The sequence below is a fragment of the Solibacillus sp. FSL W7-1464 genome (assembly GCF_038004425.1).
Classification (GTDB): domain Bacteria; phylum Bacillota; class Bacilli; order Bacillales_A; family Planococcaceae; genus Solibacillus.
Genome location: NZ_JBBORC010000001.1, coordinates 1,045,187 through 1,062,035 on the forward strand (window position 1 = coordinate 1,045,187; position 16,849 = coordinate 1,062,035).

Below are 16,849 nucleotides of genomic sequence, written 5' to 3' on the forward strand. Positions count from 1 at the left end.
GGGACAACAATGCAAATACGCGACTTAGGGGTTTTAGCTGCAGTGATTATGGTTGTAGCGATGCTCATTATCCCTCTTCCACATTGGCTACTCAGTTTTTTAATTATTATTAATATTACATTGGCACTTCTTGTATTATTAACTTCGATGAACATGAAGGAAGCGCTCGATTTCTCGATATTCCCTACTGTTATTCTATTATTGACACTGTTCCGTCTGGCACTGTCCGTATCGACGACTCGTGCTATTTTGGCGGAAGGTGACGCAGGTAAAGTAGTAGAGACATTTGGTAATTTCGTAACAGGCGGTAATATTTTAGTAGGGTTAGTTATTTTCTTATTATTAGTTATTATCCAGTTCATCGTTATTACAAAAGGGTCGGAACGTGTTGCGGAAGTTGCTGCACGTTTTACATTGGATGCGATGCCTGGTAAACAAATGAGTATTGATGCGGATTTAAACGCAGGAATGATTTCGGAAAAGGAAGCGCGCGAACGCCGTGAAAAAGTATCGGGAGAAGCGGACTTTTACGGAGCGATGGATGGTGCAACGAAATTCGTAAAAGGGGATGCAATCGCCTCGATTATTATGGTCGGCATTAACTTACTGTTCGGTATGATTATCGGTATGCTTCAGATGGAGCTAAGCTTTGGTGAAGCTGCCTCGAAATATTCGATGCTGACTGTCGGTGATGGACTTGTATCGCAGATCCCGGCTTTATTGATTTCCACAGCTACAGGGATTGTTGTTACACGTGCCGCTTCAAAAGGAAACCTTGGTTCGGATATTACAGCGCAGTTATTTGCACAATCCAAGCTATTGTATGTTGCTGCAGGTACAATTCTCCTGCTCGGATTATTTACTCCGATTCCGGACTGGATTACGATTCCGATTGCACTTGCATTAGCGGCCGGTGCCTTCTTAATGGACCGTAAAAAGGAAGAAACACCGGAAGAAATTATGGAATTCGAAGAGGAAGTTGCTTCTGATACGATGAAAAGCCCTGAAAATGTTATTAATCTATTAAATGTCGATCCGATAGAGTTCGAATTTGGCTACGGGTTAATTCCGTTAGTGGATACTGCGCAGGGCGGAGATTTATTGGACCGCGTAGTAATGATCCGGCGTCAGCTTGCATTGGAGCTTGGAATCGTCATACCGATTGTCCGAATCCGTGACAATATTCAGCTGCAGCCAAATGAGTACCGGATTAAAATAAAGGGAAATGAAATGGCAAGAGGTGAATTACTGCTCGATCATTATTTGGCGATGAGTCCTGGCGATGATAATTCAATCGATGGTATTGATACAATTGAGCCATCATTCGGCCTGCCTGCAAAATGGATCACAGAAGCAGTAAAAGAGGATGCCGAAATGTTCGGTTATACAGTAGTCGATCCGCCAAGTGTTGTTTCCACACATTTAACTGAAATGATCCGGGCAAATGCCCACGATTTGCTTGGTCGTCAAGAGACGAAGCAACTGATCGATCATTTACGCGAAACACATGCGATTTTAGTGGACGATTTAATTCCGACGCCATTATCGATTGGGGAAGTACAAAAAGTATTGGCCAAATTATTGCGTGAGAATGTGTCGATCCGTAATTTGCCGATCATTTTTGAAACACTGGCAGATTATGCAAAGCTTACGAGTGATCCCGATATTTTAACTGAGTATGTGAGACAGGCATTGGCCAGACAGATTACATCTCAATTCATAAACGGCCAACAAGCACTGAAAGTTATTACAGTGTCCGCAAAAGTGGAAAAACTTGTAGCGGACAGCATTCAGCAAACAGATCACGGGAACTATTTGGCGATGGATCCGCAACAGTCACAATTGGTATTGGAAGCTATTGCAAAAGAGGTAGAGCGTGTATCCTATACGGAACAGTCGCCAATTATTTTATGTTCGCCTGCTGTGCGCCTTTATGTAAGACAAATGACAGAACGTTATTTCCCGCAAGTACCGATTCTTTCATATAACGAATTGGATGCAGCCGTTGAAATTCAAAGTGTAGGGGTGGTGAATGTTGAATGAAGATGAAAAAATATAATGCACCTTCCATTGCTGAGGCGATGAAGCAAATTCGCGCCGATTTAGGGGAAGATGCAGTTATTCTGAATTCAAAAGTCGTCGTGACAAAAAAGTTTTTCGGGTTGGTAAAAAATAAAAGCTATGAAGTCGTGGCAGGATATGACAAGGTAGAAAAGAAACCTACATTGCCGTCTTTTGAAGATATGCCGGCATTTGCACCGAGATTGATAGAGGAAGAGATCAGTGAAGTGGCTTCGTCTGTGGAACAACCTAAAAAAGTTCCGCAAGGCGCTGCTGCCGGCTTGCCTGATAACTTGGTCAAAGAAATTGCTGATTTAAAATCGATTATGCAATCGATGCAGCGAAGGTCTACCCAATCTCATTATCCTGATGAACTCTTAACATTTATCGACTTTCTACGTGAGCAGGAACTTGGAGAGGAGCTTATCACAGGAATCAGTGATGAGCTTTTTATGTATTATACCAAGCAGGGTAAACAAATTACTTGGAACGAAATGCAGGGAGTTGCCCAAGACTTTTTAAGAAAAGAATTGTATGACTTGCCGATTAGCGGAATTTCATATGAAAAAAAATATATAAATGTGTTAGGTCCAACCGGTGTCGGAAAAACGACAACGATAGCGAAAATGGCCGCACGCGCTGTCCTTGAAAAGAAAAAGAAAGTCGGGTTTATTACGACGGATACGTATCGGATTGCTGCAATCGAACAATTGAAAACGTATGCTGCATTGCTTCAGGCACCTGTTGAAATTGTCTATAATGCAAAAGATTATGCAGAGGCGATTCAGAAACTTGACCATATGGATTTAATTTTTATCGATACGGCCGGGAGAAACTATAAAGAAACGAAATATGTTGAAGACTTGAAATCGCTAATCCAATTTAGCGAACAAATCGAATCTTATTTAGTCTTATCGTTAACGTCTAAGCAAAAAGACTTAGAATCAATTATTGAACAATTTAAGAACTTGCAGATTGAAAAATTTATCTTTACAAAGCTTGATGAAACAAATTCTATTGGCACTATGTTTAATTTAATGATTAAATATAATAAAGGACTAGCTTATTATACAAATGGTCAAGAAGTACCAGAAGATATCGAACAACCAAATAGTGATAATTTACTAGAACTTTTCTTCAAGGAGAATTCGGATGAAAGATCAAGCTGAAAAACTGCGCCAGAAATTGTTTGAAAGTGAACATAAGCCAGGGCGATCAATTGCAGTTGTTAGTGGAAAAGGTGGAGTAGGTAAAAGTAACTTTACGACAAACTTTGCCACCCTTTTATCAAAAAGAGGGAAAAAAGTAGTCATATTAGATATGGATATTGGAATGGGTAATGTACACCTTCTCATTGGAAGCTCCGTGAAATATAGTTTAAAAGATTACCTCGATGGTCAAATACCACTTGAAGATGTTCTGTGCGAAACAACGGAAGGGGTAAGCTATATTTCCGGCGGTTCCGGTATGTCGTCGTTAATGGAATGGTCTGCTGATGTTTTTGCCCGGTTAATCACGGCTTTTGAAACATTGCAGAAAAATTATGATTTTGTCTTGTTTGATATGGGAGCGGGTGTTGTTGATTGGTCTCTTGATCTATTAACATCCATTGAAGAAATTATCGTGATTTCAACAGCGGAACCGACGTCCATTATGGATGCCTATTCTATGATGAAATTTATCCATCTTAAAGACCCGATGAAGAAATTTTATCTGTTATGCAACCGTGCATTTACCGTAGAGGAAGGGCAAGATACGACACAGCGTCTAAAAACAGTGATGCAGCGCTTTTTGGAGAAGGAAGTATCGATTATGGGCTCGCTGCCGGAAGACCCGGTTGTGCGTCAGGCAGTACGCCAGCAAGCCTTATTTACACTGCTTTATCCTGATGCCCCTGTTACAAAAACGATGGACAAGATTGTCGAGCAATTTTTAACAAAGCAGCCAGTTATGAAAGAAGTGCATGCAACGAACGAGTCAATGAAATTTATATCAAAGTTAAAAAGCATCTTTTCGAGAGGTCGTGAGTAAATGAGCAACTTACAGAAAATCAAACTGCTGGTTGTTGATGATTCCGCCTTTATGCGAAAGCTAATAAGCGATTTTTTTTCGGATCATCGACAGATTGAAGTCATCGGCACTGCCCGGAACGGGAAAGACGCGATAAAAAAAATCGAGCAGCAAAAACCCGATGTCGTGACAATGGATGTGGAAATGCCGGAAATGAATGGGATGGAAGCATTAAAAGAGATTATGCAAAAGTACCCGTTGCCTGTTGTCATGCTTTCAAGTACGACAAAGCGTGGAGCAGAAAATACAGTAATGGCAATGGAGTACGGAGCAGTCGATTTTGTTGCTAAACCAAGCGGCTCCATTTCATTAGATTTACATAAAATTAAGGATGAACTTGTACGGAAAGTGGAAGAGGCTTCTAAAGTATCAATTTCCAAGTTGAAAAATCCTTTCCGTAAATCGACTGTTGCAAGTCAAACGATCCGTCAGCCTTCCAACAATGACGAATCAAAGCTGAACAATATGACAAAGCCATCCGCCAAAATCGATGTGCAGGTTAAAAAGACGGAGTGGAGCAAAACTTCGAAGAAAATCATTTTAATCGGGACTTCAACAGGCGGCCCGAGGGCTTTACAAGAAGTCATTACGAAAATCCCTGCAAATGTGGGTGCACCGATTTTAATCGTGCAGCATATGCCTGCCGGTTTTACGAAGTCGTTGGCAGGCAGACTTGATCAATTAAGTGAAATACATGTAAAAGAAGCAGAACAAGGCGACCTGTTGCAAAAGGGAACGGCTTATATTGCCCCAGGTGGCTACCATCTTAAATTAAGAAAAGTCGGATCGGCATTTGCTGTCGTACTCGACGACCAGGAACCGCCAAGAGCAGGACATCGCCCGTCTGTGGACGTTATGTTTGAAGATGTCAGCCAGTATTCGGATTTCGATAAAATTGCCGTCATTATGACAGGTATGGGTTATGACGGATCAAAAGGATTAGTCTCACTCAAAAAAACAGGTAATGTCACGGCTATTGCCGAGTCAGCAGAAACGTGTATCGTTTATGGAATGCCAAAAGCTGCCGTGGAAACGCAGCTTGTAGATGAAGTGGCGGATGTTGATGATATTGCCCGAACAATTATGAAATATATGCCTTAAAAAGGGGTGCCCTCTAAATGGAATTAAATCAGTATTTGGAAATGTTCATTGAAGAAAGTAAAGAGCATTTACAAGCATGCAGTGAACACTTATTGGAATTGGAAAAAAATCCGGAAGACTTGACGATTGTCGGGGAGATTTTCCGTTCGGCACATACTTTAAAAGGTATGGCAGCAACAATGGGCTTTGAAGACTTAGCCGACTTAACGCATAAAATGGAAAACATTTTAGATGCAATCCGCAACAGCAAAATTAAAGTGGACGCGGAAATTCTGGATGTCGTTTTCGAATCTGTCGACCATTTGGAAGAAATGGTATTCGACATTGCAGATGGCGGAGACGGTAAACGCAACGTGCAGGCGACAGTGGAAAAGCTAAAGCGCATTGAAGCAGGTGAACCGGCAAATGCCGCTTCGGAAGAACCAGCATCAGGTCAGGAAGTTGCTGCTGCAATGGTGGCAAATGAATATAAACAGCCAGCCGAAGCACCTGAACTGAAATTGTCCTATGATGATTTTGAAAAAACGGTCATTCTACAATCCTCTGAACAGGATTTTAATGCATTTGAAATTACAGTGGCTTTGCGTGAAGATTGTTTATTGAAAGCTGCCCGTGTATTCATGGTATTCGAAATACTGGAGAAAAACGGAGATGTCATCAAATCTTCACCAACAGTAGATAAATTAGAAGAAGAGCAGTTTGACAGTCAATTCCACGTTGCCTTTATTTCAAAAGAGTCTGCTGAAGATTTGCAAAAGATGCTGTTGAAAGTATCCGAGGTTGACCTTGTAGTTGTGAAAAAAATAGACCGAAATGTTTTTGTTACAAAAACTACAGCAATCGAAGTGCCTGCAGAAGAAGCACAGCCAGCAGTACAAGAAACTGTGAATGCCGTGCCTGAAGCACAGCCAAAAACCGCATCAGCTAAAAACAGCAACAGTAAATCGGGGCATGCATCGAGTAAAACGATCCGAGTAAATATTGAACGCCTTGATATATTAATGAACTTGTTTGAAGAGCTTGCAATTGATCGCGGTCGTCTTTTATCAATTGCCAGTGAAGTGAATCATGGAGAACTGAATGAAACAGTTGAACGTATGAGCCGTACAATGGGAGATCTGCAAAATATCGTTTTAACGATGCGCATGGTACCTGTAGATACTGTATTTAACCGTTTCCCGAAAATGGTACGTCAATTGTCGCGTGATTTAAACAAAAAAATTGAACTCAATATTGTCGGTGCCGAGACAGAACTTGACCGCACAGTAATTGATGAAATTGGAGATCCTTTAGTTCACCTGATCCGTAACTCTGTTGATCATGGAATCGAAAGTCCGGAAGTACGCCGTGCAAAAGGCAAACCGGAAGAAGGAACAGTAGAACTTCGTGCCTATCATAGCGGGAACTATGTATTCATCGAGATTGAGGATGACGGAGCAGGAATCAACCGTGATAAAGTATTGGCAAAAGCGCTGTCTAAAGGAATTGTTACACAAGAACAATCATTGACGATGACAGACAAGCAGATTAACGAGTTAATTATGGCATCCGGTTTCTCGACAGCCGACGTCATTTCAGATGTTTCAGGCCGTGGTGTCGGTTTGGATGTTGTTAAAACAACAATCGAATCATTAGGCGGCAATATCTCGATTGAATCGACTCAAAATGTCGGGTCGGTATTCTCAATCCAATTACCGCTGACACTATCGATTATTTCAGTAATGCTCGTAGAAATTGAAAATGAAATTTATGCGATTCCGTTATCGTCAATTATTGAAACATCGATTATCCGTCACACAGACATTTTAAACGCTCATAATCAAAAAGTAATTGATTTCCGTGGTAAAGTAGTGCCGCTTGTATTCCTGGAAGAAATTTTTGAAGTGCCGCGTGCTGAGCAAATAAATGATGGCTTCCACTCAGTTGTAATCGTCCGCAAAGGCGATAAATTAGCTGGTTTAGTCGTCGATTCATTTATTGGACAGCAGGAAATTGTATTGAAATCATTAGGTAACTACTTAACGAATATTTTTGCGATTTCAGGTGCGACGATATTAGGAAACGGAAAAGTAGCGTTAATTGTAGACTGTAACGCACTGATGAAGTAAAAGGATAAGAGGTGTGAAGAATGACGAATGCAACAGAGCAAAAAAACTTGAAAGTAATTGTGTTTCAATTAGCAGATAAAGAATACGCGATTCCTGTTTCGCACGTAAAGGGAATCGAAAAATTAATGCATATCACACGTGTACCGAAAACAGAACATTATGTAAAAGGTGTCATTAATCTTCGAGGTGTTGTAACGCCAGTCATCGATTTACGTGAACGGTTTGACTTGCCTGTTTCAGGTAACGAAGAAACAACCCGAATTATTATTATTACGCTGGAGACGATGGAAGTCGGCTTTATCGTCGATTCAGCAAACGATGTGTTGGACATCAACGCGTCCTCCATTGAACAGCAGCCGGAAGTGGTCGGCTCATTTGAAGAAGATTTTATCGCTGGTGTCGCAAAATTGGAAAACCGTTTATTAATTTTACTTCATTTAGATAAAGTGTTAAATCCGATTGATTGAATTCAATGAATAATTTTCCGGGTGAGCCTCGCTTGCCTGGAATCTATTAAAGTAGGGATTGAAAATGAACTTTAGTGAAAAAATTACGTTGCTTCATTTAGATGTTTTAAAGGAAATCGGAAATATTGGTGCTGCACATGCCGCTACAGCATTATCGGGTTTATTGGGAAAAAAGATTGATATGCGCGTACCTGACGTGAAAATGGCTTCATTTAATGAAATGATGGAGCTTGCTGGCGGTTCGGAAAATGCCGTCGTCGGTATTTATCTTCGTATCGAAGGGGATGTCAAAGGAAGCATGTTTTTCATTTTGCCGATTGAGCAGGCAAACCGATTTATTCGAAGTCTCATCCATGACGAATCTTTTGATTTTCATACCCCGCCTTATTCGGAAATTGGCTTATCGGCAATGCAGGAAATGGGCAATATTTTATCCGGCTCTTATTTATCGGCTTTATCCGATTTTACAGGTCTGAAAATTTATCCGACAGTACCCGGATTAAGTGTTGATATGTTTGGTGCAATTATAAGTATCGGTCTTATTGAACTTTCACAAGTAAGCGATTCGGTCATCGTCATCAACACATCTATATATGAAGAAGTCATGTCGGATGATGGAGCGGTAAAAGGGCAGTTCTTCCTGTTGCCTGAACCCGATTCATTTGAAGCAATTTTTAAATCATTAGGAGTGCCTACGACATGATAGTTACCCATTCAAATGAAGTGATTAAAGTAGGCATTGCGCAGATGGATATTGTGAAAGTCCCAAAGACAATCCGTACTTCCGGTTTAGGTTCTTGTGTGGGTGCCGTCATTTATGACGAATCCAAAAAAGTTGCCGGAATGGTCCATGTCATGCTGCCGGATTCCAGTTTAAATCGAACAGCAACAGTAAATACAGCAAAATTTGCCGATACTGGAATTGCCGCTTTAGTCGATCTTTTAAAACAACAAGGAGCCCATCACCTTAAATTGAAGGCAAAAATTGCGGGTGGTGCCCAAATGTTCCAATTTACTGCGGACAAAGATTCGATGAGGATTGGACCGAGAAATGTGGAGGCTGTTAAAGCTCAGCTAAAAAAACTGGGAATACCGCTCATCGCTGAAGATACAGGTGGGAACAGCGGTCGTACTATCGAATTTAATCCTGAAACGAGCTTGCTTCAGGTTCGTACCGTCAATAAAGGAGTGAGTGAAATATAATGTTTGGTTCAATATTTTATAATTTTTGGGCAGCACTACTTTCATTCGCTGTATATTTTATTGCTGCAATTCAAAATCCGTATGCAATGCCATTGCCGACAATTACCACAGCTTTTGTCGTCGCTGTCATTGCGTTTAGTTTGATGTTTCTTATCCGTTATTTCCTTGGTTATGTATTTTATACACCAGAAGCACCTGTTTTGATACAAACTGAAGAAGAACTTTCTGGTGCTGTAGCGAATGAGACGGACAAAACACAAACTGTTCCGCAACGCGACCATACGGCAATGGAAGTAGATGATGAGAATACGGGAGAAATTGCACAGGTCGTTCGTACAATGCTACAAAGCGATGAAGCCATTTCACGGTAAAAGAGTCGTATTTCCGACTCTTTTTTATTTAGCGGAATATAAGGAAATACTGTGTCGAATTACTGGATTAAATGTATATTAAAAGGCATTTTGGTATAATAAACACAAATGATTTTATTTTTCAAAAAAAAGGGGTGGGCATGTTTGACAGAACAAAGGCATAGAGACGAACAATCATTATGGGTTCGTTGGACAAAGAACCGTGATCCCGAAGCAGGCGATTTATTAATAAAAAAGTTTAAACCACTCGTATCGTATCATGTACAGCGTATAGCTGTCGGGCTTCCAAAGAACATTTCCCGGGATGATCTAGTGAGCCTGGGGATGATGGGGCTGTTTGATGCGTTAAATAAATTTGATATAAACCGGGATTTGAAATTTGATACGTATGCCTCATTCCGGGTACGTGGCGCTATTTTGGATGGTTTACGTAAAGAGGACTGGCTCCCGAGATCGGCACGAGAAAAAGCAAAAAAGCTAGAAGCGCAAATTGAATCACTTGAGCAGAAACTGATGCGCCATGCGTCACCCGAAGAAGTCGCAGCACATATGAAATTGCCTGTCGAAGAAGTTTACCAGACTTTTCAGGAACACTTTTTCTCGAATGTACTATCCATCAATGAGCAGCTGGATCAGGAAGAATCGGAAGGTAAGTCCTTTGTTATCCGTGATGACAATACGAAAACACCCGAGCAGCAAACTGTACATGTAGAGCTATTGGGCGATTTGGCTGAGAACATTAAAAAGCTGAATGAAAAAGAACAGCTTGTCATCAGTTTATTTTACTCGGAAGAATTAACATTAACCGAAATCGGTGAAATACTGGACCTGTCCACATCAAGAATTTCGCAAATCCACTCAAAAGCATTGTTTAAATTACGTAAATTATTGTCTTCGGAAATGATTAATACGTAAGGAGGCGGCGTTATGAGTTTAAAGGGCCTGGAATTGCAGATTGCGATTCCGAAAACATTTGATGCAGGGAAAATGGCGGACCAGCGTCAACAAAATACAATCCTGCAGCAAATGCATGCAAATGACGCATTAAACAAAGAACTGGAACGCAAACAATTATCCGTCAATGAAACAGAGCATCTGAACACAGTCAATGATGAGGAACAAGAAAAGCCTTCCGAAAACGAGGATGAGCAAATGCAGGGAAACAAGAAAAATAAGGAACAGCTGGAACAAAAAGTGCAGCATCCGTTTAAAGGGAATCTTTTTGATTTTAGCGGCTAGGAGCAGTCATCATGATCGCAGTAATAATTACCTTATTTCTTATCCAAATGATTACGATTTTTGTCATTGTTCTTTTATATAGTAAGCTTTCAAAGTTTAAGAATTTAGAAAAGCGCCAAAATGAACTGATGAATGAAATGGACAATGCGGTTAGCGTATATTTAATGGAAATGAAAGAAGAAAATGACCGGTTAATCAGCGAGTTGAAAAAACCGAATGTTGCCCAAAAGGCCGCCCCATCCCGTAAAGAGGAACAGGCGGAGATAGTAAAAGAACAGCCGGTAAACGATCAGGAAATAGAACCGCGCAAATTCGTACCGGTAAAGCAAGCTGCAAGTGCCTATCAAAAGCAAAAAATACAGCAGCAAGTTGAGGGAGAAACCGAAGAAGCTTTAGTAAAAGCGGAATCGCTTTCTGGAGACAAGGAACTCCAAGAGCAAACCCTGACGTTCGAGCAGCAAGTAATCAATCAATATCGCAACGGGAAAACGATAGAAGAAATTGCAAAAATGATGGGACGCGGAAAAACGGAAATTGAACTTCTCGTAAAGTTTCACGCGTAAAGTAGTTGCACTTGAAAGACCAGTATGATATAGTTACAAGCGGTGTTAACAATACACACGTATTTTGATGTAGTAAGTGGTGCTCGTAAGTCTACGGGTAGCTTGTTGCAGATGAAAAATACGGAGGAAAAAAACCAAACATATTAGGAGGAAACACTCATGTCAGTAATTTCAATGAAACAATTACTAGAAGCTGGTGTACATTTCGGTCACCAAACTCGCCGTTGGAACCCAAAAATGAAGAAATATATCTTCGTAGAGCGTAACGGTATTTACATTATCGATTTACAAAAAACGGTTAAAAAATTAGAAGAAGCATACGATTTCATGCGTCAAGTTGGTCAAGACGGTGGTAAAGTTTTATTCGTAGGTACGAAAAAACAAGCACAAGAAGCGATCAAAGAAGAAGCTGAACGTTCAGGCAACTACTACATCAACCAACGTTGGTTAGGTGGTACGTTAACAAACTTCGGTACTATTCAAAAACGTGTAAAACGTATGAAAGATATCGAAAAAATGGAAGAAGACGGTACTTTTGCTGTACTTCCTAAAAAAGAAGTAATCCAACTTAAAAAAGAGCACGAGCGCTTAGTTAAATTCTTAGGCGGTATCCGTGATATGAAAGCTATTCCGGACGTAATGTTCGTTGTAGACCCTCGTAAAGAGCGTATCGCAGTTGCAGAAGCAATCAAATTAAACATCCCTCTAGTTGGTATCGTAGACACTAACTGTGATCCAGATGAAATTGATTACGTAATCCCTGCAAACGACGATGCTATCCGCGCGGTTAAATTATTAACTGCTAAAATGGCTGACGCTTTATTAGAAGCTAAACAAGGTGAAGAAGAAGCTCCTGCAGTAGAAGAAGCTACAGCTGAGTAATTCACTGTTAGAAAAGGTGATAAGTGGATGAACCCCTTATCACCTTTTTTTGAGAAATGAATTGGAAGATGTATGAATCGTTGAAAAATCGCGGTTTATCGCTTAAAGTATGAAATAGTGTGAATAAATTTTTCATTATATTTAGGAGGAAACTCAATATGGCAAACATTACTGCACAATTAGTAAAAGAATTACGCGAAAAAACAGGCGCAGGTATGATGGACTGTAAAAAAGCATTAGTATCTACAGAAGGTGACATCGATGCTGCAATCGATTTCCTACGTGAAAAAGGTTTAGCTGCTGCTGGCAAAAAAGCTGACCGTATCGCTGCTGAAGGTACAACTTACATTTTAGAAAATGGTAATGAAGCGATTCTTTTAGAAGTAAATGCTGAAACAGACTTCGTTGCAAAAAACGACAAGTTCCAATTTTTAGTTTCTTCTTTAGCAGAGCAATTATTAGCTGCTAAACCGGAATCAGTTGAAGCTGCTTTAGAATTAGAAAAAGACGGCGTGAAAATCGCTGATCAAATCTCTACAGCTACAGCTACAATCGGTGAAAAAATTTCATTACGTCGTTTCGAAATCAAAACAAAAACTGATGCAGATGCATTCGGTTCTTACTTACACATGGGCGGACGCATTGGTGTATTAGTAGTTCTTGCAGGTTCTACTGACGCTGCTGCTGCAAAAGATATCGCGATGCATATCGCTGCAATCAACCCAACTTACGTTTCTCGTGACGAAGTTTCTGCTGACGAAGTTGAACGTGAGCGCAAAGTATTAACTGAGCAAGCGTTAAACGAAGGTAAACCAGAAAACATCGTAGCGAAAATGGTAGAAGGCCGTCTTGGTAAATATTTCGAAGACGTATGTTTATTAGACCAAGCTTTCGTTAAAAACTCAGATCAAAAAGTACGCGACTTCGTAAACTCATTAAATGCTACTGTAACAGGTTTCACTCGTTATGCAGTTGGTGAAGGTATCGAAAAGCGTGAAGATAACTTCGCTGAAGAAGTAATGAACCAAGTTAAAGGTAACTAATTAAATTACAACTTAAATTAGCATTAATTTAAGCAAAGAGTAGGGAGCACCATTTGCGTGTTCCCTATTTTTAAAGAAATCTATATATTTCAGGTCTTGAACAATAGAGGTGCTTGATGTATAAAAAGCACATGGAACGAAAGGCGGCGACTCCAGCGGGATAAGCGTGACGGCCGATACGCCGAAGGAGCAAAGCGACGAGGTGGATTGGCCCACGCCTGCGGAAAGCGTCCGCCTGTAGCGGAATGTGCGGGCAGGTACTTATTTTGTTTTTGAGCCTTATTTCTAATTAAATAAATGAGTAACGGAGGTCTACTATGGGTGTGTCAGAGTACAAACGAGTAGTAATTAAACTTAGCGGGGAAGCATTAGCTGGAGAATTAGGCTTCGGTTTCTCACCGGATGTTATTAAATCGATCGCTGCAGAAATTAAAGACGTTATCGACTTAGGTGTAGAAGTCGCATTAGTTGTCGGCGGAGGCAACATTTGGCGCGGAAAAATCGGCGCTGAAATGGGAATGGAACGTGCCAATGCAGATTATATGGGTATGTTAGGGACAGTGATGAATGCGCTGGCATTACAAGACTCACTGGAAAATTTGGGTGTTCCTACACGTGTTCAATCATCGATCGTTATGACACAAGTGGCAGAGCCATATATTCGACGTAAAGCAGTTCGTCATTTAGAGAAAGCACGTGTCGTAATCTTTGCTGCGGGAACAGGTAACCCATACTTCTCGACAGATACGACAGCCGCTTTACGTGCCGCAGAAATTAATGCAGATGCAATTTTAATGGCGAAAAACAATGTTGATGGGGTTTATTCGGCAGATCCAAAATTAGATCCTGAAGCAGTTAAGTATGACACACTTACGTATTTAGACGTTATTCAACAAGGTTTACAAGTAATGGATTCTACAGCTTCGACATTATGTATGGATAATGATATTAAGCTTGTCGTTTTCAACTTATCAGAACCAGGTAATATTAAACGTGCCGCATTAGGCGAAAAAATTGGAACAGTTGTTAGGAGAGATGCGTAATGACACAACAAGTATTAAATCAAGCACAAGAAAAAATGACGAAATCTATTAATGCTTTCTCACGTGAATTAGCTTCAATTCGTGCAGGTGTAGCAAATGCTTCACTATTGGACCGTATTACAGTGGATTACTACGGGACACCGACACCAATCAACCAAATGGCAGGTATTTCTGTACCGGAAGCACGCCTTTTAGTAATCCAGCCTTATGATAAATCAATCTTGGGCGAAATCGAAAAAGCGATTATGCGTTCTGACATCGGAATCACTCCGACAAACGACGGTAATGTTATTCGTTTAGCAGTGCCGGCATTAACTGAAGAGCGCCGTAAAGAATTAGTGAAACAGGTGAAAAAAGAAGCGGAAGAAGCGAAAGTTGCTGTCCGCAACGTGCGCCGCGATGCAAACGATGACCTGAAAAAACTGGAAAAGAACGGTGAAATCACAGAAGACGAACTACGCGGCTTCAATGATGACATTCAAAAACTAACAGACAACTCGATCGTTAAAATCGAGGAGTTAGTGAAAGAAAAAGAAAAAGAAATTTTAACAGTTTAATTTTAAGAGTATTTTATTGGAAACTGGTTGATTGGAATGGTTTTGCGGCAGGAGTGCTGAGTGATAGTAAAAGGAACAAATGCTAAAAACGCCACGTCCTGTGGCAACGCTTTTGTGACCAACATCGTGTTGGCCTCCGACACGCAATGGAAATCAACCCGAATGTTAATAAGGTAATATCTAATTTTTAATAATTTTGTTTCGCGCTGGTGGATTACATTAGCGCGAAATCTTTTTCTGGCGAAGTATGAACTTTACATGGATTAAAACGTCCTGCTAATAAGGACGTTTTTTTACAATATATAGATAAAATATAAATTTGTTAGGGAAATATAGCTGGAGCAAAAAGAACATGCACATGAACCCATTCCCCCTAATTAAAAGTATAAATTGTGGAAAAAATACATATTAAAGTTAAAAGAAGAACAATTATTTTTCAGGATACTAAAGAACTTCATTAGATAAAAAGGACAGGCTATCCCTTTTTTGATATGATAAAAAGGAAAGCAGTCCGATTTGTGCAGTTGGGGGTATTAACTATGTTTAAAAAACTTTTTGGGAAAAATACAAATAAAGAACAATCATTCGGTAGTGAAAATGTGGACTTAGTTAAGGGAGAGGATATCCCTACCCATATTGCAATTATTATGGACGGAAATGGACGTTGGGCAAAAAAGCGTTCGATGCCACGGGTTGCAGGACATCATGAAGGAATGAAAACCGTTCGAAAAATAACACGTTGCGCTTGTGATTTAGGAGTGGAAGTATTGACGCTCTATGCGTTTTCAACAGAAAACTGGAAGCGTCCTAAATCAGAAGTGGAATTTTTAATGCGTTTACCGGAGCAATTTTTAAATTCCTTTTTACCGGAGCTGATGGAGCGGAATATTAAAGTAGAAATGATCGGTGTGATGGATTCATTGCCGGAATATACACAATCTGCTTTGAAAAAGGCGATGGAAGCAACTGCAGGGAATACCGGTTTGGTCCTAAATTTTGCGATGAATTACGGTGGGCGTGCTGAAATTGTAATGGCGATGCAACAGCTTCTGAAAGAGGTAGAAGCGGGAAAGATTACAATTGATGAATTAAATGAACAACATATTTCCCAGTATGTAATGACGGCTCATTTACCTGAACCTGATTTACTGATTCGCACGAGTGGTGAAGTGCGCATAAGTAACTTTATGCTATGGCAGCTTGCCTATACGGAGTTTTGGTTTACTGATACGCATTGGCCTGATTTTGACGAAGCATGTTTAAAAGAGGCGATCTCTGTGTATCAAAACCGTAACCGCCGTTATGGAGGGCTGAAAGGAGAAGGAACAAATTGAAACAACGCATCATTACCGGAGTAATTGCTGCAGCATTATTTATTCCATTCGTAATTTATGGAGGAGCGCCGTTTGCGGTTTTAATGAGTATCATCGCAGTGATCGGTTTCTATGAATTGTTGAAAATGAAAGGAATTTCAATTGCATCTGTTCCAGGTATTATTGGTACACTTGCATTATTAGTGTTGGTTGTACCAAATGAATGGTCACTTAATGTTGTAGAGTTTTTCCAATATGATTCGATTTTAATGATTGTATATGGAATCGCGGCATTATTGTTGATTTATATTGTACTGGTAAAAAATAAAATGACGTTTGATGAAATTGGTTTTATATTGCTAGGGGCATTTTATGTCGGACTTGGTTTCCACTATTTTATCGAAACACGTTTTATCGGATTGGAATTTGTCGTGTTTGTGTTATTAGTCGTATGGACAACAGATTCCGGTGCCTATTTTGTTGGCCGTAAATTAGGAAAGAACAAATTATGGCCGGAGATATCACCGAAGAAGACAGTGGAAGGTTTTGTTGGCGGGATCGTGATTGCAGTTATTTTCGCAATTGCTATGCAGCTGATCTATCCTTTTGCTTCAAGCTGGCTGCAATTAATCGTTGTGACAATTATTGCTTCGATCATCGGACAAATGGGTGATTTGGTTGAATCGGCTATTAAACGTCATTATGATGTGAAAGATTCAGGCAATATCCTGCCAGGACACGGCGGCATATTGGACCGTTTTGACAGTTTACTATTTGTTGTACCATTACTGCACTTTTTACATTTCTTTTCCTAGGACATAGAAAGGA

18 protein-coding genes are annotated in these 16,849 nt (G+C 40.2%); all 18 read left to right on the top strand.

Going from position 1 to position 16,849, the window contains the following annotated elements; translation table 11 throughout:
• The first annotated feature begins 9 nt into the window (after positions 1-9).
• On the top strand, positions 10-2,043 hold the full coding sequence (gene flhA / locus MKZ25_RS04975) for a flagellar biosynthesis protein FlhA (protein WP_340800476.1): 2,034 nt from the start codon (positions 10-12) through the stop codon (positions 2,041-2,043).
• A complete protein-coding gene (gene flhF / locus MKZ25_RS04980) occupies positions 2,040-3,230 on the top strand; it encodes a flagellar biosynthesis protein FlhF (protein WP_340800478.1) in 1,191 nt (396 codons plus the stop codon). Before flhA ends, flhF begins: the two co-directional genes overlap by 4 nt.
• On the top strand, positions 3,214-4,092 hold the full coding sequence (locus MKZ25_RS04985; RefSeq protein WP_340800479.1) for a MinD/ParA family protein: 879 nt from the start codon (positions 3,214-3,216) through the stop codon (positions 4,090-4,092). Before flhF ends, MKZ25_RS04985 begins: the two co-directional genes overlap by 17 nt.
• Complete coding sequence (locus MKZ25_RS04990; RefSeq protein ID WP_340800480.1) at positions 4,093-5,232, top strand: protein-glutamate methylesterase/protein-glutamine glutaminase; 1,140 nt, start codon at positions 4,093-4,095, stop codon at positions 5,230-5,232.
• Between the two features lie 17 nt (positions 5,233-5,249).
• Complete coding sequence (locus MKZ25_RS04995; protein WP_340800481.1) at positions 5,250-7,340, top strand: chemotaxis protein CheA; 2,091 nt, start codon at positions 5,250-5,252, stop codon at positions 7,338-7,340.
• A 20-nt stretch (positions 7,341-7,360) separates the two neighbouring features.
• The gene (locus MKZ25_RS05000; protein WP_340800482.1) at positions 7,361-7,807 is read left to right on the top strand and encodes a chemotaxis protein CheW; all 447 of its coding nucleotides are present in this window, start codon (positions 7,361-7,363) and stop codon (positions 7,805-7,807) included.
• 64 nt (positions 7,808-7,871) lie between these two features.
• A complete protein-coding gene (locus MKZ25_RS05005; RefSeq protein WP_340800483.1) occupies positions 7,872-8,510 on the top strand; it encodes a chemotaxis protein CheC in 639 nt (212 codons plus the stop codon).
• On the top strand, positions 8,507-9,010 hold the full coding sequence (locus tag MKZ25_RS05010; protein ID WP_340800484.1) for a chemotaxis protein CheD: 504 nt from the start codon (positions 8,507-8,509) through the stop codon (positions 9,008-9,010). Before MKZ25_RS05005 ends, MKZ25_RS05010 begins: the two co-directional genes overlap by 4 nt.
• The gene (locus MKZ25_RS05015) at positions 9,010-9,381 is read left to right on the top strand and encodes a multidrug transporter (RefSeq protein WP_340800485.1); all 372 of its coding nucleotides are present in this window, start codon (positions 9,010-9,012) and stop codon (positions 9,379-9,381) included. Before MKZ25_RS05010 ends, MKZ25_RS05015 begins: the two co-directional genes overlap by 1 nt.
• Before the next feature lie 144 nt (positions 9,382-9,525).
• On the top strand, positions 9,526-10,296 hold the full coding sequence (locus MKZ25_RS05020) for a FliA/WhiG family RNA polymerase sigma factor (protein WP_340800486.1): 771 nt from the start codon (positions 9,526-9,528) through the stop codon (positions 10,294-10,296).
• A gap of 12 nt (positions 10,297-10,308) precedes the next feature.
• Positions 10,309-10,620 carry an RNA polymerase subunit sigma gene (locus MKZ25_RS05025; protein ID WP_340800487.1) on the top strand — a complete coding sequence of 104 codons (312 nt, stop codon included), beginning with the start codon at positions 10,309-10,311 and terminating at the stop codon, positions 10,618-10,620.
• A gap of 11 nt (positions 10,621-10,631) precedes the next feature.
• On the top strand, positions 10,632-11,183 hold the full coding sequence (locus MKZ25_RS05030) for a hypothetical protein (RefSeq protein ID WP_340800488.1): 552 nt from the start codon (positions 10,632-10,634) through the stop codon (positions 11,181-11,183).
• A gap of 159 nt (positions 11,184-11,342) precedes the next feature.
• Positions 11,343-12,065: a 30S ribosomal protein S2 gene (gene rpsB, locus MKZ25_RS05035; protein WP_008403254.1), complete on the top strand. Its 723-nt coding sequence runs from the start codon at positions 11,343-11,345 to the stop codon at positions 12,063-12,065.
• A gap of 158 nt (positions 12,066-12,223) precedes the next feature.
• The gene (gene tsf / locus MKZ25_RS05040) at positions 12,224-13,108 is read left to right on the top strand and encodes a translation elongation factor Ts (RefSeq protein ID WP_340800489.1); all 885 of its coding nucleotides are present in this window, start codon (positions 12,224-12,226) and stop codon (positions 13,106-13,108) included.
• A gap of 317 nt (positions 13,109-13,425) precedes the next feature.
• On the top strand, positions 13,426-14,151 hold the full coding sequence (gene pyrH, locus MKZ25_RS05045) for a UMP kinase (protein WP_340800490.1): 726 nt from the start codon (positions 13,426-13,428) through the stop codon (positions 14,149-14,151).
• Complete coding sequence (frr, locus tag MKZ25_RS05050) at positions 14,151-14,708, top strand: ribosome recycling factor (RefSeq protein WP_340800491.1); 558 nt, start codon at positions 14,151-14,153, stop codon at positions 14,706-14,708. The genes pyrH and frr overlap by 1 nt, the downstream gene beginning before the upstream one ends.
• 539 nt (positions 14,709-15,247) lie before the next feature.
• The gene (locus MKZ25_RS05055) at positions 15,248-16,042 is read left to right on the top strand and encodes an isoprenyl transferase (RefSeq protein WP_340800492.1); all 795 of its coding nucleotides are present in this window, start codon (positions 15,248-15,250) and stop codon (positions 16,040-16,042) included.
• On the top strand, positions 16,039-16,836 hold the full coding sequence (locus MKZ25_RS05060) for a phosphatidate cytidylyltransferase (RefSeq protein ID WP_340800494.1): 798 nt from the start codon (positions 16,039-16,041) through the stop codon (positions 16,834-16,836). The genes MKZ25_RS05055 and MKZ25_RS05060 overlap by 4 nt, the downstream gene beginning before the upstream one ends.
• The last annotated feature ends 13 nt before the right edge of the window (positions 16,837-16,849 follow it).

Coding starts and splice junctions, on each gene's coding strand:
- pyrH (WP_340800490.1), top strand. CDS start 13,426: ATGGGTGTGTCAGAGTACAAACGAGTAGTAATTAAACTTAGCGGGGAA.
- MKZ25_RS05015 (WP_340800485.1), top strand. CDS start 9,010: ATGTTTGGTTCAATATTTTATAATTTTTGGGCAGCACTACTTTCATTC.
- MKZ25_RS04995 (WP_340800481.1), top strand. CDS start 5,250: ATGGAATTAAATCAGTATTTGGAAATGTTCATTGAAGAAAGTAAAGAG.
- tsf (WP_340800489.1), top strand. CDS start 12,224: ATGGCAAACATTACTGCACAATTAGTAAAAGAATTACGCGAAAAAACA.
- MKZ25_RS05005 (WP_340800483.1), top strand. CDS start 7,872: ATGAACTTTAGTGAAAAAATTACGTTGCTTCATTTAGATGTTTTAAAG.
- MKZ25_RS04990 (WP_340800480.1), top strand. CDS start 4,093: ATGAGCAACTTACAGAAAATCAAACTGCTGGTTGTTGATGATTCCGCC.
- MKZ25_RS04985 (WP_340800479.1), top strand. CDS start 3,214: ATGAAAGATCAAGCTGAAAAACTGCGCCAGAAATTGTTTGAAAGTGAA.
- flhA (WP_340800476.1), top strand. CDS start 10: ATGCAAATACGCGACTTAGGGGTTTTAGCTGCAGTGATTATGGTTGTA.
- MKZ25_RS05055 (WP_340800492.1), top strand. CDS start 15,248: ATGTTTAAAAAACTTTTTGGGAAAAATACAAATAAAGAACAATCATTC.
- rpsB (WP_008403254.1), top strand. CDS start 11,343: ATGTCAGTAATTTCAATGAAACAATTACTAGAAGCTGGTGTACATTTC.
- frr (WP_340800491.1), top strand. CDS start 14,151: ATGACACAACAAGTATTAAATCAAGCACAAGAAAAAATGACGAAATCT.
- MKZ25_RS05000 (WP_340800482.1), top strand. CDS start 7,361: ATGACGAATGCAACAGAGCAAAAAAACTTGAAAGTAATTGTGTTTCAA.
- flhF (WP_340800478.1), top strand. CDS start 2,040: ATGAAGATGAAAAAATATAATGCACCTTCCATTGCTGAGGCGATGAAG.
- MKZ25_RS05030 (WP_340800488.1), top strand. CDS start 10,632: ATGATCGCAGTAATAATTACCTTATTTCTTATCCAAATGATTACGATT.
- MKZ25_RS05025 (WP_340800487.1), top strand. CDS start 10,309: ATGAGTTTAAAGGGCCTGGAATTGCAGATTGCGATTCCGAAAACATTT.
- MKZ25_RS05010 (WP_340800484.1), top strand. CDS start 8,507: ATGATAGTTACCCATTCAAATGAAGTGATTAAAGTAGGCATTGCGCAG.